Source organism: Peribacillus sp. TE19612, from assembly GCF_056279465.1.
In genome coordinates this window covers 403,637-425,194 of record NZ_JBWCCL010000003.1, presented here as the reverse complement: position 1 = coordinate 425,194, position 21,558 = coordinate 403,637, and the positions used below count along the sequence as shown (strand labels likewise).

19 protein-coding genes and 2 pseudogenes are annotated in these 21,558 nt (G+C 41.3%); 10 read left to right on the top strand and 11 right to left on the bottom strand.

What is annotated here, in order from left to right:
• Positions 1–73: 73 nt before the first annotated feature.
• Positions 74–862, bottom strand: coding sequence for an alpha/beta fold hydrolase (locus tag ACZ9AO_RS07995; RefSeq protein WP_476108819.1), 789 nt, complete (start codon positions 860–862; stop codon positions 74–76).
• A 216-nt stretch (positions 863–1,078) separates the two neighbouring features.
• On the opposite strand from ACZ9AO_RS07995, the gene ACZ9AO_RS07990 reads away from it, so the two are divergent.
• From ACZ9AO_RS07990 to ACZ9AO_RS07980, 3 genes are all read left to right on the top strand, one after another.
• Positions 1,079–1,894, top strand: a complete 816-nt coding sequence (locus ACZ9AO_RS07990; RefSeq protein ID WP_057275841.1) for a Cof-type HAD-IIB family hydrolase — start codon at positions 1,079–1,081, stop codon at positions 1,892–1,894.
• A 103-nt stretch (positions 1,895–1,997) separates the two neighbouring features.
• On the top strand, positions 1,998–2,150 hold the full coding sequence (locus ACZ9AO_RS07985) for a hypothetical protein (protein WP_164468789.1): 153 nt from the start codon (positions 1,998–2,000) through the stop codon (positions 2,148–2,150).
• Positions 2,150–2,341 (top strand): DUF3813 domain-containing protein, encoded by a 192-nt coding sequence (locus ACZ9AO_RS07980; RefSeq protein ID WP_034314570.1) that lies wholly within the window; start codon positions 2,150–2,152, stop codon positions 2,339–2,341. Before ACZ9AO_RS07985 ends, ACZ9AO_RS07980 begins: the two co-directional genes overlap by 1 nt.
• A gap of 49 nt (positions 2,342–2,390) precedes the next feature.
• Here the strand turns inward: ACZ9AO_RS07980 and ACZ9AO_RS07975 are convergent.
• Together ACZ9AO_RS07975 and ACZ9AO_RS07970 are read right to left on the bottom strand one after the other, a co-directional pair.
• A pseudogene (locus ACZ9AO_RS07975) lies at positions 2,391–2,639 on the bottom strand (KGG domain-containing protein); the annotation flags it as partial.
• A 136-nt stretch (positions 2,640–2,775) separates the two neighbouring features.
• Positions 2,776–3,618 (bottom strand): YitT family protein, encoded by an 843-nt coding sequence (locus ACZ9AO_RS07970; RefSeq protein WP_048686881.1) that lies wholly within the window; start codon positions 3,616–3,618, stop codon positions 2,776–2,778.
• A 156-nt stretch (positions 3,619–3,774) separates the two neighbouring features.
• Between ACZ9AO_RS07970 and ACZ9AO_RS07965 the strand changes: the two genes are divergently transcribed.
• The 5 genes and pseudogenes from ACZ9AO_RS07965 to ACZ9AO_RS07945 all read left to right on the top strand — a co-directional run bounded on the left by ACZ9AO_RS07965 (position 3,775) and on the right by ACZ9AO_RS07945 (position 7,458).
• Positions 3,775–4,641, top strand: a complete 867-nt coding sequence (locus ACZ9AO_RS07965) for a DegV family protein (RefSeq protein ID WP_063596478.1) — start codon at positions 3,775–3,777, stop codon at positions 4,639–4,641.
• Between the two features lie 68 nt (positions 4,642–4,709).
• Positions 4,710–4,841 (top strand): DUF3941 domain-containing protein, encoded by a 132-nt coding sequence (locus ACZ9AO_RS07960; protein WP_072272565.1) that lies wholly within the window; start codon positions 4,710–4,712, stop codon positions 4,839–4,841.
• A 103-nt stretch (positions 4,842–4,944) separates the two neighbouring features.
• The gene (locus ACZ9AO_RS07955; protein WP_034314577.1) at positions 4,945–5,436 is read left to right on the top strand and encodes a YajQ family cyclic di-GMP-binding protein; all 492 of its coding nucleotides are present in this window, start codon (positions 4,945–4,947) and stop codon (positions 5,434–5,436) included.
• A 237-nt stretch (positions 5,437–5,673) separates the two neighbouring features.
• Positions 5,674–6,549: an SDR family oxidoreductase gene (locus ACZ9AO_RS07950; protein ID WP_476108818.1), complete on the top strand. Its 876-nt coding sequence runs from the start codon at positions 5,674–5,676 to the stop codon at positions 6,547–6,549.
• A 121-nt stretch (positions 6,550–6,670) separates the two neighbouring features.
• Positions 6,671–7,458 (top strand): annotated as a pseudogene (locus tag ACZ9AO_RS07945) (MBL fold metallo-hydrolase).
• A gap of 37 nt (positions 7,459–7,495) precedes the next feature.
• On the opposite strand, the gene ACZ9AO_RS07940 reads toward ACZ9AO_RS07945, so the two are convergent.
• From ACZ9AO_RS07940 to ACZ9AO_RS07925, 4 genes are all read right to left on the bottom strand, one after another.
• Positions 7,496–8,539 carry a LacI family DNA-binding transcriptional regulator gene (locus ACZ9AO_RS07940; RefSeq protein WP_476108817.1) on the bottom strand — a complete coding sequence of 348 codons (1,044 nt, stop codon included), beginning with the start codon at positions 8,537–8,539 and terminating at the stop codon, positions 7,496–7,498.
• Between the two features lie 327 nt (positions 8,540–8,866).
• Positions 8,867–10,516: a glycoside hydrolase family 13 protein gene (locus ACZ9AO_RS07935; protein ID WP_476108816.1), complete on the bottom strand. Its 1,650-nt coding sequence runs from the start codon at positions 10,514–10,516 to the stop codon at positions 8,867–8,869.
• A 79-nt stretch (positions 10,517–10,595) separates the two neighbouring features.
• Positions 10,596–12,131 (bottom strand): alpha-amylase family glycosyl hydrolase, encoded by a 1,536-nt coding sequence (locus ACZ9AO_RS07930; protein ID WP_251538633.1) that lies wholly within the window; start codon positions 12,129–12,131, stop codon positions 10,596–10,598.
• Positions 12,132–12,281: 150 nt separating this feature from the next.
• Positions 12,282–13,544, bottom strand: a complete 1,263-nt coding sequence (locus tag ACZ9AO_RS07925) for an extracellular solute-binding protein (protein WP_251538631.1) — start codon at positions 13,542–13,544, stop codon at positions 12,282–12,284.
• Positions 13,545–13,901: 357 nt separating this feature from the next.
• Between ACZ9AO_RS07925 and ACZ9AO_RS07920 the strand changes: the two genes are divergently transcribed.
• The gene (locus ACZ9AO_RS07920; RefSeq protein ID WP_476108815.1) at positions 13,902–15,653 is read left to right on the top strand and encodes a glycoside hydrolase family 13 protein; all 1,752 of its coding nucleotides are present in this window, start codon (positions 13,902–13,904) and stop codon (positions 15,651–15,653) included.
• Positions 15,654–15,697: 44 nt separating this feature from the next.
• Here the strand turns inward: ACZ9AO_RS07920 and asnB are convergent, their stop codons facing one another.
• Complete coding sequence (gene asnB, locus ACZ9AO_RS07915) at positions 15,698–17,545, bottom strand: asparagine synthase (glutamine-hydrolyzing) (RefSeq protein WP_063596487.1); 1,848 nt, start codon at positions 17,543–17,545, stop codon at positions 15,698–15,700.
• A gap of 285 nt (positions 17,546–17,830) precedes the next feature.
• Between asnB and ACZ9AO_RS07910 the strand changes: the two genes are divergently transcribed.
• Entirely contained in the window at positions 17,831–18,397 is a 567-nt protein-coding gene (locus ACZ9AO_RS07910; protein ID WP_020018810.1) for a DUF2777 domain-containing protein, read from the top strand.
• Between the two features lie 57 nt (positions 18,398–18,454).
• On the opposite strand, the gene ACZ9AO_RS07905 is transcribed toward ACZ9AO_RS07910, so the two are convergent.
• The 3 genes from ACZ9AO_RS07905 to ACZ9AO_RS07895 form a co-directional block, all read right to left on the bottom strand.
• Positions 18,455–18,796, bottom strand: coding sequence for a YisL family protein (locus ACZ9AO_RS07905; protein ID WP_048686864.1), 342 nt, complete (start codon positions 18,794–18,796; stop codon positions 18,455–18,457).
• Between the two features lie 133 nt (positions 18,797–18,929).
• Entirely contained in the window at positions 18,930–20,111 is a 1,182-nt protein-coding gene (locus ACZ9AO_RS07900) for a DUF418 domain-containing protein (protein ID WP_476108814.1), read from the bottom strand.
• Positions 20,112–20,151: 40 nt separating this feature from the next.
• Positions 20,152–21,426: an MFS transporter gene (locus tag ACZ9AO_RS07895; protein ID WP_476108813.1), complete on the bottom strand. Its 1,275-nt coding sequence runs from the start codon at positions 21,424–21,426 to the stop codon at positions 20,152–20,154.
• Between the last annotated feature and the right edge of the window lie 132 nt (positions 21,427–21,558).

Sequence of the window (21,558 nt, the reverse complement as noted above, 5' to 3'; positions counted from 1 at the left end):
TATGGAAAATCTCTAGTTTGTCGCTTTCATCATTATGTCCGTATAAGCATCATAACAGATTTTGAGTGAGTACTTAAGCATTTTGCACAGCAGACAGTAAATGTTTCGCGAACCAGTCCGCTGTCTTAAGCACTCCTTCTCTGCTGACCTTATGCCCAGCCTTAGGGTCAAGGATAAAATCAATTTTTTCATCTGCCTTGTCATACCCTGCTTTGACCCCTTCATAAAAACGGTATGCATGCTGATAAGGTACAACCGAATCTTTGGCACCATGCCAAAAAAGAAGCGGTCGGTCGCAAAGCTTATCCTGATTAAGACTCAAATCAAATGGCTTAAGCTGTTCAATCACCTTCGCAACTTCCTCATCAGTAGCTGGGAAATCAACTTTCCTTTTCTTAATCTCCTCCATTTGGAGCTCTGCATACGCGACATATGATGGGTTCCCCATTAAACTGACTCCGGCGGAAATCCATTCATAAGCAGCAAGGGCCCCATTAGTAACTATTCCCCCCATTGAAGTACCTGCCACGCCAATTCTGTCGGGATCAATCAATTTTCGGGATAATAAATCATCCTTCAGCAAAGATAAATCCTGGATTGTTTGTAAAACCATTTCCCAAAAGCGGGGCATCATTTGAGAATCACTTAAACCGGCTTCCCTTTCCCCATGATGAATCACATCGGGTAGAAGCACACGAAACCCCTTTTCAGCCAATAAATAAGCATAGTGCAGATTATGTTCTTTTGCACTTTGAAAACCATGTATAAAAATAATAAGCGGCAATTCCTGATTGAAAGTGGTTTGTTCCCCTAAGTGCAAGACAGGAATTTGTCCAATTAGTTCTTTTTCAATTATTATCAAGTTAACCCCTCCGAATAATTTGTTCCGGTCTTTTCAATCCATTTTCAAAATGGAATTCATTACCTTCAAATCTGAGCTTCGCTTTAATTATCATAATCCTGGATATAGTAATATCATACAGGAATGCATAAAGAATGAAAAAGATTTACATTTACTTTAAAATAGGCTTAACAATATTTGCATATAATGAAATCAAAAAGAACAGAAGGTGTGTACATGACTGAGAAACATTTAATCGTATTGGATCTTGATGGTACTTTACTTACAGATAACAAAACAATTTCTTCAAGGACTAAAAAAACACTCCTAAAACTTAAAGAAGATGGACACGAGGTTATGATCGCCACCGGGCGCCCCTTTCGCTCAAGTGAACTTTATTACCGGGAACTGGGGCTGACTACACCAATCGTTAATTTCAATGGCGCTTTCGTCCATCACCCATTACATACAAGCTGGGGGGTATACCACTCTCCACTGGATATAAATGTTGCGAAAGAAATTGTCGAAGCGTGTGATCAGTTTACATATCATAACATCATCGCTGAAGTCCGGGATGAAGTTTATGTCCATTATCATGATGAAAAGTTGATGAACATGTTCAATCTAGGAAATCCGATCATGAAGACAGGTGATTTACGCAATTACCTTCAGGATTCCCCTACTTCGATGCTGATTCACACAGATAGTGAATTCGTAGGGCAGATTCGCCAGCATCTATCCGATGTCCATGCAGAATTGGTCGATCACCGCCGCTGGGCAGAGCCTTTTCATATCATCGAAATAATAAAAAGCGGGTTAAGTAAAGCCGTAGGGCTAAAACGCGTATCCAACTATCTGGAAATTCCTCAAAACAGGATAATCGCTTTCGGTGATGAAGATAATGATTTGGAAATGCTCGAATATGCGGGAACCGGGGTGGCCATGGGAAATGCGATCTCACCAGTAAAAACGGTAGCAAATACGACGACATTGACGAATGAAGAAGATGGTATAGCCGTCTTCCTCGAAGAAAAATTCAATATGAAAGCCTAATTCGTCATTTTTTACCTTCATAATATTCAACTTTCAAGCCAAACTAATATGGACAACAGATCTATTCCGTTGTCGACAACGCTCAGAATCGGAGGAGATAAGAATGGGTAAAAGCAGTAAATCTAAACGATTTGTACAGCAGGGCAAAGAAAGTGTTGCCAGGCATGCCGAAAAAATCCCTTATCACACTACGTTTGAAGAGGCAGAAAAAGACAGGTTAAGAATTATGTCTGAACAAAGTTATGGTGGCTTCTAATGGGAAACAAATTATTCCAAAAGGCTAGGGAATTTGTTGAAGAAGCTCTCCACTCTGAGCATGACGGTGACCAGCATAAGACAGAGGAAATCGCTAAAAACGCTCTTTCATCAGCCTTTGCCAATACGAACGAGGCTGAAAAAGAACAATTGCGAGAACTCCAGCAAGAGCTGGAAAATCACTCTAAATAATGTGAAAGCCTCCAGGGATTCCTGGAGGCTTTCGCTTTGTTTTTCATCAATTGTTATTTCGTGCCTTACCGCCTTTTTCACCGATCTCCTTATAAAAATCTTTACCATGGGAATCAGCAGTGGCTTCCCCGCCCTTTTGTCCAATTTCCTGATAGAATTCCTTATCATGATTATCCGAAGTGGCTTCTCCGCCCTTTTGCCCAATTTCCCGGTAAAAATCCTTGTCGTGATTTTTAGAAGTGGCTTCCCCGCCTTTACGGCCTGCTTCCTGCCTGCTCATTTTTTCGTCGTTAGCCATTTTAATCACTCCTTCATAAGATTTTAAATTGGCGCTACAGTATTAGAATTAGCCGTTTTGTACAGGCAATAAACTTAAAACGCCGAAATACCTCCTTTTGTAATAGAAGTGTAATGGCCTTGATTTTTTATTAATATCATTCCCTGCGGAAAGTCCCAACAATTCCTGACGTTTCTATGATGTTTGTGAATGCGTGTGGATCCACTTCCTTGATGATCTTTTCAAGGTCATACAGTTCATACCTTGTAATGACAATCAATAACATTTCCTTAGTTTCGTTAGTGAATGCACCTTTTGCGGGAACCCTTGTAATTCCGCGAACTAATTTAGCATGGATTGCCTGTTTAAGCTCTTCGCTTTTCTTTGTAATGATCATGGCCGTAAGCTTTTCATGACGTGTATGTATCGCGTCCACGACACGGGTCGATGTATAAAGGGTAACAAGTGTATACAAAGCTTTTTCCGGTCCATAAACAGCACCTGCCGTTACAATGATCACGCCATTCAGCAGAAATAAATAAGTCCCTACAGGTTTATCCTTCTTCCGTGAAAGAAGCATGGCGATAATATCCATTCCGCCAGTCGATGCACCGTATTTCAAGGTGATTCCCACACCAACTGCAGCTATGACTCCGCCAAATACCGCATTCAATAATATGTCAGGTGACCAGCGTGTAATCGGGATGATTTCCATAAAAAAGGACATCAAGGCAACGCTGAGGAAACTATAAAAAGTGAAAGACTTTCCTACCTTTCGCCAAGCAATGATCGTTACTGGAATGTTCAATAAAAGCAAGAGAATACCTGTCGATACATTAAAAGGAGCAAAAGATCCAATCATCCTCGATAGAAGCTGGGCCACTCCGGTAAATCCGCTTGCATATACGTTTGCCGGTATTAGAAAAAAGTTCATTGCGATGGCATTAAGCAATGCCCCGACCACAACTATGATAATTTTCTTCATTTCACCACTGTACATCCTAAAAACCTCCATTTCACCCTTATTCTATTATCTTTTTACCCTTAATTATTTATTCTATTTACGTAGAGATTGAATTTTTACCGTTACGTGCTACACTAAAAAGTAGAGTGACCACTCATTTTCTAAAAATTGTAAAAAGAAAGCAGGTGTATTATGGCTATCACAATTCTTGCAGATAGTGCATGTGATTTGCCGTTGTCTTTCTATAAGGAAAACAATGTTTCATTAATCCCTTTACAAGTCCATCTTGACGGGGAAACTTATGAAGATTTACTTACCATTAATTCTCACGAAGTCTATCAGGCGATGCTTGAAGGAAAAGCTCCGAAAACATCGCAAGCTTCTCCAGAATACTTTATAGAACTTTTCACACAGTTTGCCAAGGAGAAAAAACAAGGGATATATATAGCCTTTTCCTCTGAGTTATCAGGAACATATCAAACGGCAGTCATGATTCTTAATCAGGTGAAGGAAGAGTACCCTGACGTTGACATTGATATCGTCAATACAAAATGCGCTTCCATGGGCGTCGGTTTAATTGTAAAGAAAGCAGCCGATCTGGCAGCAAACGGTGCCACTAAAGAAGAAATCCTGGCTGCCATAGAATTCCAAACCCGGCATATGGAGCATCTATTCACTGTAGACAACCTTGAATATCTGGCCCGTGGCGGCCGCATCTCCAAGACATCTGCCCTTGTTGGCGGTTTATTAAACATTAAACCGTTATTGCATGTTGAAGATGGGAAGCTTGTTCCGCTTGAAAAGATACGCGGCAAAAAGAAATTGATCAAACGTGTAATCGAATTAATGCACGAAAGAGGCAAAAACTTAACTACCCAAACGATTGCCATCAGTCATGGGGACGATGAAGCAACGGCCCTGGAATGGAAGGAAGCCATCCAAAATGAATTCGGGACAACCGACTTCATGATCCATACAATTGGCTCCGTCATCGGTGCGCATGCCGGCCCTGGCACAATTGCCCTCTTCTTCTTAAACGATACCCCTGAGAAATCATAAACATACATACTCCCTTCCATAATTGTGAACAATATATATTGATCAGATAATGGAAGGGAGTTTTCACTATGTCCAAAACAACCGATGACAATAAAAGGCCAAAAGATAACCAAGCGAGAAATGCTGAAAAAAATATCGCATATCAGGAAAACCTTGCTGCAGGTAAGCACTCCTATTCGAAGAAAACGGACCATAAATGAAGCGTGGGGCTTGTCCCCCCGCTTTTTTAATATCGTTTATATAGTTGTCTTCCTATCATACTTTCTCTATAATAAAGGAAATAAACCCTGCTGGAGGTAAGTGATGGCAAAGGAAAATTCATTTGATATTGTTTCGAAAGTAGACTTTTCAGAGGTAACGAATGCAGTTACCATGGCTATGAAGGAAATACAGACACGCTATGATTTTAAAGGGAGCATAAGCAGCATCACCATTGATAAAGAAGACTTGGTTTTAGTATCCGACGATGAATATAAGCTCGAACAGCTGAAGGATGTTCTCATCAGTAAACTCATAAAACGTGACGTACCCGTCAAGAACCTGGATTATGGCAAATTGGAAGGAGCTTCTGGCGGGACCGTTCGCCAACGGGCCAAGTTAATTCAAGGCATCGATAAGGAGCAAGCAAAAAAGATCAATACCATCATTAAAAATAGCGGCCTTAAAGTGAAAAGCCAGATCCAGGATGATCAAATCCGGGTTACCGGTAAGAACCGGGATGATTTACAAGGAATCATTTCCGCGATTCGGGGCGCTGATCTATCCATTGATGTACAATTCTTAAATTACCGCTAAGTATGAAGACCTCACCTGCTTTGGGTGGGTCTTTTTTCATTTGTTTCAACTGCCTCCGTCAGCGCTCGTCCACCTCTTTTTCTTATGAATCGCCTTCATGGAACATGGAAAGACTAGTCATGTTCCCTTCAGTTAAAACATAAACCAAAACATTTGTGGGTATTTTTTCCATGTTTTCTTTTTCCTAAAAGAAGGAATAGAAAAAGCGTAGATAATTAAATGGGAGGCGTTTATATCTTGACTACTCAAAACCAAAATCAGAACAAACAAGGATTTCCACCTCAACATCAGCAGCATCAACCTGGATTGGAAACAAAAATGGAACCGAATCCTGATTCAGTTAAAGCTGCCTACAAAGGAAGCGGCAAATTAAAAGGTAAAACGGCAATCATAACGGGAGGAGACAGCGGAATCGGAAAATCAGTTGCCATTTACTACGCTAAAGAAGGAGCGAATGTGACAGTTGCATACCTGGATGAACACGAGGATGCCAAAGCGACAAAAGAATTAATCGAAAAAGAAGGCCAGAAATGTTTACTCATTTCCGGTGATATCGGTGATGAAGCCTTCTGCCAGGAAGTCGTCAAAAAAACGGTTGATGAATTTGGCGGTTTGGACATTCTAGTCAACAACGCCGGAGAACAGCATGTGCAGACAAGTATCCTGGACATTTCAGCTGAACAATTGGAAAAAACGTTCCGCACGAATATTTTCTCGATGTTCCACTTAACTAAAGCTGCATTGAACCACCTTAAAAAAGGAAGCAGCATCATTAATACAACCTCTATCACAGCCTATCAGGGCAACCCAAAACTAATCGATTACTCTTCAACTAAAGGTGCAATACTAGCATTTACAAGAGCCCTGTCGAACTCCATTTCAAAAGATGGCATCCGAGTGAATGGTGTTGCGCCTGGACCGATCTGGACACCGTTGATTCCTGCCTCATTCGGCGAGGAGGATGTTGCCAAATTCGGACAGGATACTCCAATGGGCCGTGCAGGTCAGCCTGAGGAATTGGCACCAGCCTATGTATATTTGGCAAGTGATGATTCATCCTATGTCAGCGGACAAGTCATCCATGTAAACGGCGGGACCGTTGTTAACGGATAAGGCCTCACCCTTTTTCCAAAAGCAGTGGATTTCATAAATTGAAATCCACTGCTTTTACTCTTTCAGGCAGGATATTTCCGGTTAACGCGGAATATATGAGTGGGAAGGAGTGGAGTCATTTTTGAAAAATATTGTAGATCCATGGTTCACCGTTCAGGGATTGGACTCAAAAACGTTTGCAATCAGTGAATATGGTCATTGGGAGAAAGTTCATTCCTTTTTATTACTTGGTGAGACCGGGCTGCGTTAATCGACACAGGATTAGGCATCGATTCAATTAAGCGGATTACAGACCAGCTTACCGATCTTCCGATCATCGTCCTGACCACACACGTTCATGCGGATCATATTGGCGGTCAAGGTGATTATGAAACGATTTATGTTCATGGTGATGATGCCAATTGGCTGATTAACGGCATTGAAGGTTTGCCCTTGGAACAAATAAGAAAGAACATGGCCCGGGATATCACATTACCCATACCCGATTCATTCAACCCTGATACATACAAGCCATACCAGGGGTACCCCGATAGGCTCTTATCGGATGGGGACACGATTGATCTCGGGAACCGAAGTTTAAGCATTTATCATACACCTGGTCATTCGCCTGGCCACATTTCAATTTTGGTTGATGAAACAGGTTATTTATTTACTGGCGACCTGCTTTATTCAGATACTCCCGTTTATGCATTTTATCCCTCGACAAGCCCTGAAGACCTTGTTAATTCGTTAGAAAAAATCGCAAAGATCAAGGCAGTCTCCAAAATCTATGGCGGACACAACCAACTAGGCCTCGAACCAAATATCCTTGAAGAAGTCCTTGCAGCCATTCAATATCTTAAAGAGAATCATTTGGTCAGACACGGAACGGGTGTACATGCATTCAAAAGTTTCAGCGTACATTTCTAGATAAAAAAGGCATTGCTTTTACGCAATGCCCTCTCGTTCAATAAGTCATGGCCATTGCACCTTGCTTGATCGATTTGCAGGAATGCCTTTCCACGAAATGATGTGGAATGATGGTCCCGGCAGGAGCATCTCCAGTCTGCAGCATATGAATGATGCCCTTAGCGGCCTGATATCCCAAATCAAAAATATTAATATCTACGGAGGTCAGGGCTGGTAATGACAGTTCAGAGAAAAGAACGTTATTGAAGCTGACGATTGACATTTCTTCAGGAGTGCGCACGCCCATTTCGCGAAGTGAATGCACGATGCCAAGTGCCATGAGATCATCACTGACCACCAAAGCGGTAGGTGGTTCATCGATGGATAGTAACCTTTTTGCAGCGGCTTGTCCCCCTTCATGCAAAAAATCTTCATGCAGGGTATATTCCATCCTTCGATCGATTCCAGCCCTCTCCAATGCCCGTTCATATCCTGATAAGCGATCAATGGTCATCATAAGGGATTCATCACCTCCGATGAATCCAACCCTTTCATGTCCTAGCTTTATGAGGTAATCCGTTGCCTGTTCGGCAGCCAAGACATTATCGTTATCAACATATGTTATCTCCTCGATGTAATCATAGGGTTTCCCAATGATCACAAATGGAAAATCCCTTTCTCTCAAATAGGTCAGAATGTGATCGTTCATCCTTGAATACATCAGGATTATTCCATCCACCATCCCCCCCTGCACCATATTCACTACTCCTTCGTAGATTTCATCTTCTGTTTTTCCCGTGCTTAACAACAGGGAATAATGGTTTTCCTGAGCTCCCTCACTTAGACCCTGGAGGATCGTAGGAAAAAAGGGATTTTGATAATAGTCATTTGACGAACTTTGCATTACCAAGCCAATGATCCTGGTCGATTGATTGGCAAGACTACGTGCAATGAAGTTTGGATGGTATCCTAATTTAGTCATCGCCTTACGTACCCGTACCTTTGTTTTTTCACTTATCCGAGGATTGTTTGCAATCACTCGAGAAACTGTTGAAGGAGCAACATTCGCTAGCTGTGCCACATCTTTTATTGTGATGGCCATGCATTTCCCCTCTCCTTTCTTAGCCTTTATTGACTTCATTTTAAAAGGTGAATACCAATAAACACTTCTCTAATATTCGTTTTATATTTATACATTTTGTATGTATTCATAATACACTCAGTTCAATAGTTATATCCATACTTTTTTTAATGTTTATTTAATTTTTCAGAAAATACTTACTTTTCCGTTTTTTTCATCTAAGATTAAAATTCAAAAAGAAGCTGATGGATAATCAGCTTCTTGAAAAACGACAGGTCTATTGGAAATTAAGAAGTCAGACGACTAACTACATAGGTTTTAGGCTAATTTCCAATCAAGTCCATAGAATCAATAACGATAAATCCTCGTTTCATATGGACGTAAATCAATAAGGGGCACCTCAGGACAATCCTCATAATTAGCAAGCAAAAGTTCCATTTCCCCCCAATAAGAAAGGTCGATTTGATGGTGATTCATACTAAAGTTACATACTACCATAACTGAATTATCATTCATGTTTCTTGTATAAATATAAAGCTCAGGATGATCTTCCCATAATAACTCATATTCCCCATAAACAAGGACCTGATGTTTTTTTCGAAGTTCAATCATCTTTTTATAAAAATGATAAATGGATGACGGGTCATTTTTCTGCTGTTCTACATTAATGGCGTGATAATTTGGATTAACCCTCATCCAAGGGGTTCCATGAGTGAATCCGCCATTTTCAAGATCATTCCATTGCATCGGTGTTCGTGAATTATCACGGCCGCTATGCCATATAATGTTCATGATCTCATCATGAGGTCGACCTTTCGAGGTCTCTATCCTATAAAAGTTTTTCATTCCGACATCATCATAATCATCAATCGAATCAAATTGGACATTTGTCATGCCAATTTCCTGACCTTGATAAATAAAAGGTGTCCCTTGCATGAAAAAGTAAAGGGCCCCTATCATTTTTGCGCTTTCCAACCAATATTGATGATCATTTCCCCAGGTGGATACACTTCTCGGCTGGTCATGATTTTCAAAAAACAAAGCATTCCATCCTTTGTTTTTCAGCCCCTTTTGCCATTTGGTCATCGTTCGCTTTAACCCTTGAACATCAACAGCGTGATTCTGTCCCCTATTCCAAAGACCAAGATGTTCAAATTGAAAGATCATATTGAACTTCCCATTCGATTCCCCGACCCATTCTTCCGCCTGCTCTATCCTGACGCCATTGGCCTCACCGACCGTCATGATATCATACTTAGAGAAAGTCTCTTCTTTCAACTCCTGAAGGTAATCCAGAATCCCGTCCTGATTGGTATGCATTTCAAACGCAGGTACATACTGATGCCAATAAGGATTGGGCATATCCGGAAGGCCTTCGCGCTTATGAATATGCGTGATCGCATCAATCCGGAAGCCATCGATTCCCTTATCGAGCCACCAATTGACCATTTCATATAATGCCTTTCGCACATCAGTGTTTTTCCAGTTTAAGTCTGGCTGCTTTTCGGCAAATAGATGTAAATAGTATTGATTGGTCCTTTCATCGAATTTCCAGGCACTTCCGGAAAAGATACTTTCCCAATTATTAGGCTCACGGCCGTCCTGCCCATCCCTCCAAATATACCAATCCCGTTTCGGATTATCGCGGGAAGAACGTGACTCGACGAACCAGGGGTGCTCATCACTTGTATGATTCAAAACAAGGTCGAGTATCACCTTCATCCCACGCCCGTGAACATCTTTCAATAACAGATCAATATCTTCGATTGAACCGAATTCATCGGAAACTGCTTGATAATCACTAATATCATAGCCATTATCCGCATTGGGCGATTTATAAAAAGGACAAATCCAAATGACATCTATCCCTAATTCCTGCAGATAGTCGAGCTTTGAAATCAAACCTTTTATGTCTCCGACTCCATCACCATTACTATCCATGAAACTGCGCGGGTAAATTTGATAGCAAACCGCTTCTTTCCACCAGGTCTTATTCATGCTGTAACCTCCCGATCCTGTTTTCCACAAAGCCTTAGGGACAATGTTTGGCGGCTACCGACAATCGAGAGGTATATGATTATTTTGGTTGATTCCGTTTTGAACGTTTAATAACCAAAGCAATGAATATACCAAAAATGAGAAGAACCAATCCTATGACTAACAGGTAAGGAATATTAATAATCGACTTAGGTGACAGCGTATAGATTTCTGTCGTCTCCCTGTCGATTACGATAGAGTAGCTGTTGTCCTTACTGCGGACCAGATCCCCATTCAGCATACCTCTCAACTCTTTATTGCTTTCAAGTTCCTTATCAGTAAGGTTTATCGTTTGAGTTTCAGTCGTATTGTTCATGGCGACGACAATCGTTTCATCACCATACACACGCTTGAATACCGAAGCTCCGCCTTCTTCATATAAAAGCTCCATATCCCCTTTTACCAATGCTGGGTACATGTCTCTGAGATCAGAAAGCTTCGTTATATATTCCACCAATTCCTGTTCTGTCTTAAAATTCATCAACTTATGATTATCCGGGGCAATATCGCCATTTAAGGCAATTTCCGATCCATAAAATACGATAGGCACCCCTGGCATCGTATATAGATACGACAGGGCCATTCTCCATCTGGAACCTGGATTTTCGTTATGGTCGGCTGCATCCTTTGTAAACCGGGGCATTCCCTCTGTATCCATGAACAAAGCCTGATGGGCATTGCCCCCTAATTCATCTTCGCTTTTCGCAAACGCATTAAAAACAGGTTTCAATTCCTTATCGGGCGCAGCAAATGCTTCACGTAGCTCAGCATTCTGCGGATAAGCCATAAAAGCATCGATACCCGTCTCCTTGTAGCTTGAGATCAATTTCGCATCACCTTGAACATCTCCGATTGTATAGAAATTTGATTTTTCAGATTTGACTGCATCCACAAATTCCTTCCAAAAATCTTTTGCTACGTATTGGACTTTATTTATACGGTATCCATCAATATCGGTTTCCGTTATCCACCATTTGGCAGCATCAAGTAAATATTTCCTTGTTTCCTCATTATCTTGATTCAAATCGGGAAGACCATCAACCCACCCTGTTTCCAAATCCGTTTGGCTACCGTCCTTGGAAATCTTTTTTTCTTCATGGAACCATTCTTGTTTTTTTGGATCGTTCAGCCACGCGGAGTCAGGGCCCACATTATTTGCTTGAAAATCAATGATCACCTTCATATCGCGTTTATGTGCCTCATTCACGAGTTTTTTAAACTCTTCCATTGTCCCATAGTGTTTATCCGTTTTATAAAAATCGGCCACCCAATCGCCATGATAGCCATTTGCATCATTAGCGAAAATCGGTGAAAGGATGATAGCGGTATAACCCATATCTTTTAAATAATTCAGTTTCTTCGTGACACCTTCGAAATCCCCACCATTAAACGTGGAAGGGTCATTCACGTTCGCATCTCCATTATTTTGGGTATCCCCATCGAAAAATCTGTCGACCAATAATGAATATACGATTTCATCCTTCCAAGTTCGTTGTTCTTTTTCAGCTGCTCCTACTGGAATGGCGTAAAAAAGAAGCAGCGGAATTAAAGCGAGTGATAACGCTCTTTTTCTCATATCCGTTCTCCTCCTAGCTATCTCTTTACGCCTTTAAGATTAGCCTTTTGACCCCTTAACGTCAAATCCAATTTATAAAAAACTTTACACTTAAGGGACAAACTGGGGATATTGGTTATGGTTACTGAATTGGAAAAGAGCCGAACACGGTTAACGTTCTTTTTTTATCTTCTTGACCGCTTTATCCAAAGCCCTTTTTGGTTTTGCTTTTTGAGTGGTCATTTCATCCATGGCTGAATTCATCGGTCCCCATACTTTATTCATTTCCGGAATATTCGGCACTGGTTCAGCGTATTGTAATTGTATGCTCAAGGCTTGTGCCCTTTCATTTTCTTTGATTGCGGCATTGTGTTTAATTGATTTATTAGGTGGGATTTCCCCTGTTAAATCAAAACGCTTCATTGCATTATCATCATTAGTCAAATATTCAACTAACTTCGTAGACCAATAAGGGTGTTTTGTGAATGCTGTTACATGCCAGCCTTTGATTTCCATGAACGTTTTCATTGGCTGACCATTGGGCAATTCTGGCATGGGGGCAATTCCTGTATCCTTTCGCTCGGTAAATGAGTTCCCGTCACTCATGATAGAAGCCAACTTCCCTTGTAAAAACAACTTCTCCATTCCTGCCTTGCCGCCTTTAGGAATCAAACCCGCCCTATACCATTTTTGGATGTACGCAGCCCCTTTTATGGAACCCCTATTATTCAAACCAATGTCGGAAGGGTCTAACTTTCCATTCTTATCTTTAAATATATAACCTCCCATTCCAGCCATTACTCCATACGAATCATGGAAATCATTCCACTTGGCATAGTAACCATGCACGTTACGCTTTCTTAATTCCTTCGTCATTTTATAAAGGTCATTCATCGTCTCAGGAGCCTTAGCCATCAATTTTTTATTATAAATGAAGACGGAGGTGGTTACGGACTTTGGCAATCCAAAAACCTTATCTTGATACATCTCCCCCCTAATTGAAGGTTCAATGAATGCATTCAATACATCATCTTTCACCTTCACTTCCTGAATTAAGCCTTCCTTCACGATTTGCCCGACTTTCTCATGGGAAAAAGTTACGACATCCGGTGCCTTTCCATTTCCGATTGGCCCATCTCGACGAAGTCGTTCATACATCCCGGTAGCCATTTCAAGCTCTTCATGCTCAACTTTGATTCCATATTCTTTTTCAAAGGCTTCAATCACTGGCTTTAGAGCCTCCGCTTTACCTTCTTCCTCCCAAATGATCAATTTTTCCGGCTTCGCTTCATTGCTGGCTTCGTCTTCTTTTTTCTTATCTTCTTTCACTGCTTTATTTTTATTTTCTAAATCTGAACTGGATCCGCAAGCACTTACACTAACAATCAATAATATGGACATGAACAAATGAAAAATCAGCTTCTTCACTTTCATTCTCCTTTTTGCAATGTTTATTCTATCATGTCCAAAAGCACCAAATAATACTGTTTTTCAGTTCAGTACTTCAAATAAAGCCAATTGATGAAAGCGATACCAAAGCTATTGTTATCATTATATGAACGGCTTTGATTTTTACAACATTTTCCTTGGCGTATTTATTTCCTTGTAGTGATGAACAATTTTTGTTATTTTTTAGTTAATAAGTGCTTCTTTCAATTGAAATTGGGTATATAACCAAAATGAAAAAGCACTTTACCTGGCTTAGTACCGCTTCATAGAGACCCTCCTCGTAACAGCCGGAAGTTTCCTTTTTCACATCCTCAAATACTTATAGAATTGGAGTGATTTTAAATGGAATTTTCATCCATACACCATAGACCTAATGACAATTACGGCTATCCCATCAACACCGAAACCCTACATATCCGCCTACGTACGAAAAAACAAGATATCTCCTCAGTTGGATTGATTTTTGGTGATCCATACATATCAGATAATGGTCAATGGCAGTACGAAGAACTTCCCATGAGTTTGTCAGGCAGCGATACCCGTTATGATTATTGGCATATTTATGTGAAACCTCCTTACCGAAGAATTCGATATGGGTTCAAGGTAACCTCAGAAGAAGAAAGTGCATTTTACACGGAAAAGGGCTTCTTTAAAGAGCCTCCCCGAGATCCCGGATGCTATTTCGCGATTCCCTATCTCCATCAAAATGAAGTTTTCGGGGCACCGGAATGGGTCAAGGATACAATTTGGTACCAAATTTTCCCTGAACGTTTTGCGAACGGAAACCCCGCCAACGACCCCGAAGGTGTGAAACCCTGGGGAAGTGAAGAACCGGCGGTGGATAATTTTTTTGGCGGGGACTTCGAAGGAATCATTGAACATTTGGATTACCTGGAGAATCTCGGCATCAATGGAATTTATTTCACGCCAATCTTCCATGCCTACTCCAATCATAAATACGATACGATTGATTATCGGAGTATCGATCCGCAATTCGGAACGAAGGAAACATTGAAAACATTAATAGCCGAATGCCATAAACGGAATATACGGGTCATGCTGGATGCCGTTTTTAACCATAGCGGCTACTATTTCCCCCCTTTCCAGGATTTACTCGAAAAAGGGGAGAAATCGAAATATAAGGATTGGTTCCACCCACACAGCTTCCCTCTTAAGGGAGGGGAAAGGCCCAATTATGAAACTTTCGGTTTTTTTGAATCGATGCCAAAATTGAATACGGCAAATCCGGAGGTGAAAGAATATTTGCTCGAAGTCTCGGCTTATTGGATCAAGGAGTTCGATATAGACGCCTGGCGGCTCGATGTGGCAAATGAAGTCGATCAGCCATTCTGGCGTGAATTTCGAACAACGGTGAAAAGTATAAAGCCTGACCTTTATATCCTTGGGGAAATTTGGCATGACTCCATGCCATGGCTTCGCGGCGATCAGTTCGATGCCGTCATGAATTACCCTTTCACCAACCAGGTCTTTCGCCTGATCGCCTCACAAACCATCAATGCACGCGAGTTCACTGAAGAAATGACAGCCATCTATCACAGTTATCCAACCAATGTTTTTGACGTGACATTCAACCTTCTTGGAAGCCATGATACACCGCGGATTTTCACGGATTGCGGGGAAGATTTAGCTAGAGCCAAGCTCATTCACGCAATCCTGCTGACATTCAATGGCAGCCCTTGTATTTATTATGGAGATGAAATCGGCTTAACCGGCGACATGGATCCAGGATGCCGAAAATGCATGGTCTGGGAAGAAGAAAAACAAAACACCGAGCTACTCAATGAAATTAAGGCATTGATCCACTTGCGAAAAGAAGAACGGTTACTTGCCAATGACGGGGAGTTCAAATTCCTTGATACAGCTGGAAACGAAAATATCGTGGCCTACCAAAAGTATAATGAAAAACGTTCTGTCGTGATCCTCATCAATCCGACCGATGTCAAACAATCCTTTACCCTTCCTGTTGATTTGAAAGGACGTACACTAACGGATTTAAGAACGAAGGAAACCACACAAGTTGGCAAATTTGAATTGGGTGGTTATCAATATAAAATTCTCGCAATCAATCATTGAGGCAAATGAAAACGGGGCGTTGATAATCATCCGCCCCGTTTTTTTCACTCGATTATTTGGATATCATATTCTTTGAACCATACATGGGTCTGTGCCAAATGCGCGAGCAATTGTGGCCCTGACATCAATTGGCCGAACCATGGCACTTTAAAAGCCGCACCCTTTGAATCTACTATATCGGTTAGCTTCTGTTTATCGAAAAATTCATGCAGGATCGAATTTTTATCCGTCAGTAAGTCTTTCAACCACGCCTGCACACGGTCTGTATATATAGGGTTATGGGTTTTTGGATATGGGCTTTTTTTACGATACAATACTTCATCCGGTAATAGCCCCTCCAAAGCCTTCCTAAGAATACCCTTTTCACGGTTGCCTTCCATTTTCATTTCCCAAGGAATGTTCCATGCATATTCAACAAGGCGATGATCGGCAAATGGCACGCGCACCTCTAGACTTGCCCCCATACTCATCCGGTCCTTCCGGTCGAGAAGCGTCGTCATGAACCATAATAAATTCACATAGAAAAGCTCTCTCCGCTTTGCCGCTATACCGCTTTCCCCTTCCAATTTAGGCGTTTCGGCAAGGGTGGCCAAATAAGCTTCCTGGGCATATTCCTCCAGCTTCAATTTCTCGCGCCATCCCGTTTTCAATAAAGATACCCGCTCATCCGTAGATCTCATCCATGGAAAACCAGCACGATTCAAATCATCCTCACGATGAAACCAAGGATAACCTCCAAAAATTTCATCCGCACATTCGCCGGAGAGGCCTACGACAAAATCCCGCTTGATTTCCTTACAAAACCAAAGTAAAGAAGAATCGACATCCGCCATGCCTGGGAGGTCCCTTACAAGGACAGCTTCCGTTAAATAATTTGTCAACTGCTCTTGAGAGATGACCGATGAATGGTGAACCGTGTTAAAACTATCCGACATCTTTTTAATCCAATACCCATCGGAGTTTGGCTGGAAATCATTTGCCTTGAAATAACGCTCATTATCCTCATAATCAATGGAATACGTATGAAGCTGGCCTTTCCCTTCTTTTTGATAGGCATTTGCAGCAATGGCCGTGATTGCGCTTGAGTCAAGCCCTCCTGATAAGAAGGTACAAAGCGGAACATCGGATACAAGTTGCCGCGTCACTGCATCTTCGACAAGGAAGCGAACCTTCTCGGCCGTCTCATCAAGCGTATCCCGATGTTCTTCGCTTTTCACATTCCAATATCTCCAAATCCGGAGGCCTTTCCTTGATAAAGTAAGCGCATGGGCAGGCCTTAATTCCTGGATATTATGAAATACGCCTGAACCTGGCTTCCGGGATGGACCAACACCAAAAACTTCAGACAACCCTTCGCGGTCAATCTCCGTTTTAACATCCGGATGGGCCAGAATCGCCTTCAGCTCCGATCCGAAAATGAACCCGCCGTCCCTTTCCGCATAAAAGAATGGTTTTACCCCCATGCGATCTCTTCCGACGAATAATTTCTGTTCCTTTTCATCCCAAATCGCAAACGCAAAAATCCCATTGAACAAGTCAATGCATTTTTCTTTCCATTCTATATAAGAAGTTAGCAAAACTTCTGTATCAGAATGACCGTTAAAGGAATATCCTTTTAATAATAGCTGTTTACGAATATCCTCGGTGTTATATAGCTCACCATTATAACAAAGCGTATATCTGCCGTTTTCTTGATTTTTCGTCATCGGCTGTTTTCCGCCTTCCGCATCGACAACCGTTAACCGTTTATGACCAAAGGCAACATGGGCTTCGCTCCAAACATTATCTTCGTCAGGCCCCCGCTTTGCCAACGTTTTTGTCATGTTTTCCAGCGTTTTCGTTTTTGTCCGTAAATCTTTTTGAAAATGCACCCAGCCTGTTATCCCACACATTTTATACTTCATCCTTTCTATCCGGACTATCAAAAATATATTGGCTCCCTGTCTTAAAAAGATTTACAGTCCCTAAGTATCGCTCAGCATCATTCCGTAGGGCCACCTTGCCAACAACGCCCGGCATCGTTAATGAATTGTTGAGCAAAGCATCCCGTGTTAAACATAGCCTATGCAAAGACGGAAAGATGGTTATTTGTCCATAATATTTTAAAATATACAGTTATATTTTCATTGGATTTTGACTAAAAAGTAGGTGAGGATTCCACTATTGGAGGTATATGTATGAGTCAGCAACAACGAACTAAGTTAATGAATAGGCAAACAAGAGCTTTTACCGAAGGAACAGTGGAAAATATCAATCAACAATGGATTTTTTTCGATGATGAAACAGATGAGGCCTGCTCCATTGAAGACCACGTTGACAGCATCATCGAAGTGTACAGGGGTGGGCGCTGGCAGCAAGGAGTAATTGAAGAAGAGGGAAAGATCCTGCTTCATCGGGAAATCACCTTCTTAAGGGAAAATGAGCCCATTCGGATACGCAAAAAACTGCTCTACTCTTTTGAACGTTTATTGGAAGAATTGAACGATGATTCCTTTTTCCAATTTGTAACGACATTGAATTCACTTGATTTTTCTATTTATGATTGTATATATAGCTATAACCAGCTCACTTTTTTAAGGGCCGTCCCAAACCAGTCCGGCGTGAATTTCTTCACCTTTGATAACGAGAGCCAAATTTGTCTCGTTCAGCACCATTTTTCATACGGGAAAAAGGATCATGATCGTTTTGAATTCACCCTGAACACTGGAAAAAGGATCGTCATTGAGAAAGTGAATTCACAATAACAGGTAAAAGAAAACGGGTAAATGAGATTTCCTCATTTACCCGTCTTTAATTCTGTATTAAAAAAAGTCCATTCCTTGTGGCAGTGAAAGTCCTAAATAAAGGACGAATACAAGCGCTACGATGAACAATATCCACATGGCACCTGTGCTTTTTCTTTTTTTCGTACGGACCAGCACCATTTCCATCGCCGCAATCACGATGATACCAACAATCATTTTTACTGCATAGGCACCAAAATCAGTGATCAGCATGCCGCCAGTAAGGAAAATCAATAGATAGAACAACCGTGTTATCATATGTAGCATTTTCGCTTTCGGGTTTGCACCTTTAAGCATCGAATATGTGACAAAGAAAAGAATGATTCCGATAACCCAAGCTGTAATATGCATATGTGTCATTTTTTTGCCCCCTCGTTCAGTTTCCATTTCATCATATCATAGGCTTTTACAAAAAAACAAAACTAAGTATCCACCTGTATGGGTAAAACCAACAATTTAATGAACATCATTTACATTTCTTCTTAACTGGTCCCTACCTGCGCATGACCGGCTTTTTACCATACGTAAAAAAACGCCATATATATTCAACCGGTCCGTATTTATACAGACCCATCCACAATAAGGAAAGCAGGATTTGCAGGCAAAACAGGGCTATTAGAAAAACAAATCCTGTTGTATATGAGACTGATCCATATAAACCAAGGCCATATGAATAAAAAATGCCCGTACATACCATCGATTGGAACAAGTAATTGCTCATCGACATCCTTCCGATATACGAAAGCGGATGTAACAGACGGGAAGCCCCTGCCCGTTCCGCCAAAATCGTGATTGCCGTGATATAAAAAATCGTAAGTAACGGTCCTCCCAAATAATCCTGAACGAATATCGTTCCAAAATGGTATACCGTCACATATGGCAGCATCTTAATTGACATGCCCAATAGCAAGCTTACCATCGATATCGCTTTCAATTGTCGTTTATATTGGGTTGGATTTTGGAGAAAGCCCTGTTTTGCCACGCCTGCTCCCATTAAAAAAAACGGAAAAATCGATAAAAAAAGGATAATGGCATTAAAAGGGTTGTTCACCATATACCAATCCAACGCCCTTTGACTCATCAGTTCCGTAAATGTACCAGATTGATAAACTTCCAAAGACTGTTTCATCATCGCCGAATCAGTCGTGATCGCCATCCCTTCACTATCAAAAATGCCCATTATAAGAAATAGAGAACCCAATATCGCAAAAGGCAGGACATAACAAACCGAGCCAAGCAGAATTAAATTCCGGCCCTTCATCTTATAAAAAAACAAAAGTGCAAACCCAAATACAGCATAATTAATGAGGATGTCCCCATGCCAGATGAAGAAAGCATGAATGCAGCCAAGTATCAGCAGGAAACTTAGCCTTTTCATATATAATAACGGAAATGATATACCCTTTTCTTCACTCCTTACTGCCAAAATGATTGCCCCGAAACCGAACAGAAAGGCAAATAACGGATAAAAGCTGGCCTGTGCCACTATATCACTGAATCTATACAAAATCCCATCCCATCCTCCTGCCCACCGCTCGGCACCATCTATGTACAAGAGCGGGGAGTGGAAAGAAGGCATATTCACTAAAAAAATCCCTAAAATGGCTAACCCACGTAAAATATCGATGCTTACGATCCGTTTACTTTCCTGCAATGGTACCATCGCGCCCTTCATAGGTACACCCTCTTTCATTCATACAGATTTAACATCTTTTCTATATCTCCATTGCATCACCTTTAACTTTCGTGACCGCTTTTTGCTTTTTTATCAGTATGACAAACAAGCTGCCCAATAAGCAAAAGATTCCTGCAAGGAAGAATGCCCATGTATAGGAGTTGAATATTTTGAAGATAAGCCCCCCACCGTACGCCGCCACTGCTGCACCCACCTGATGGGCCGCGAATATCCACCCGTATACGATCCCGCTTTTCTCCAAGCCAAATACTTGCCTTGAAATGCTTATGGTCGGAGGAACGGTCGCTATCCAATCCAAGCCATAGAAAACGGAAAAGATAATCAATAGACCGATAGAACCTTCATTTAATGCAAAAGGAAGTAATACGAGGGAAGCCCCCCTTAGAGCGTAATACCAAAACAACAGCCAACGGTTATCAAAACGATCTGATAGCCATCCGGATACAGTCGTACCAATCAAATCAAAGATTCCCATGAAAGATAGCAGTGATGCTGCCGTCACAACCGGTAAACCAAAACTAATGCAGTAAGAAATGAAATGTGTCCCGATCAACCCGCTCGTTGAAAGTCCGCATATAAAAAAGCTACCTGCCAATAACCAGAATTCCTTCACTCTCACTGCTTCAATCAACGACTGAAAAGCCATGGCGATGGGATTCTTATTTTGGACTGTAACAGCCTCCTGCTTTTCCTCTTCCAATCCATATGGAAGAGTGCCGACTTCCTTCGGATTGTTTTTCATGAATAAAAGGATGATTGCCAGCATGATCAAGCTAAGGACCAAAATTAATCCAATCGCCCATCTCCACGAATAACTCTCAATGATGATGGCTAAAACCGGAAGTAAAATGAGCTGGCCCGTGGCAGTACTTGCCGTAAGTATCCCGACCGCCAGCCCCCGCCTCTTCTCGAACCAACGATTTGCCACATATGGGCTCAATACCGTTAAAAACACTCCAGAACCCAATCCAATGATAATTCCCCAAATTAAAATGAGCTGCCACTCATGCTGCATGAAAAAAGTGAGGAGAATCCCTGCCAATAAAGTGGACATGGCCGATACCATCATTTTCTTCAACCCAAGCACTTCAATTAGGGCGGCCATGAATGGACCCGATAATCCATAAAGAAAAAGACTTATGGCAAAGGCTAAAGAAATGACGGACCGGTCCCACCCGAACTCATTTTCAAATGGTACGATGAATACTCCCGATGATGACCTAACGATACCGGCTACAATAATCGAGAAGAATGTTATGATTAAAATAACCCAGCTATAATGAATACGTTTCAATGCTCTCCCCCACAATCCAAAACTGTTAAAATCAACATAATGAAAAAAGAAAAATTATAATAATTTGAAATATTTTATAATAGTAACACTTTATCTTTAAACAGGAAGCTTTTTATCGAAACAAATTCCGAT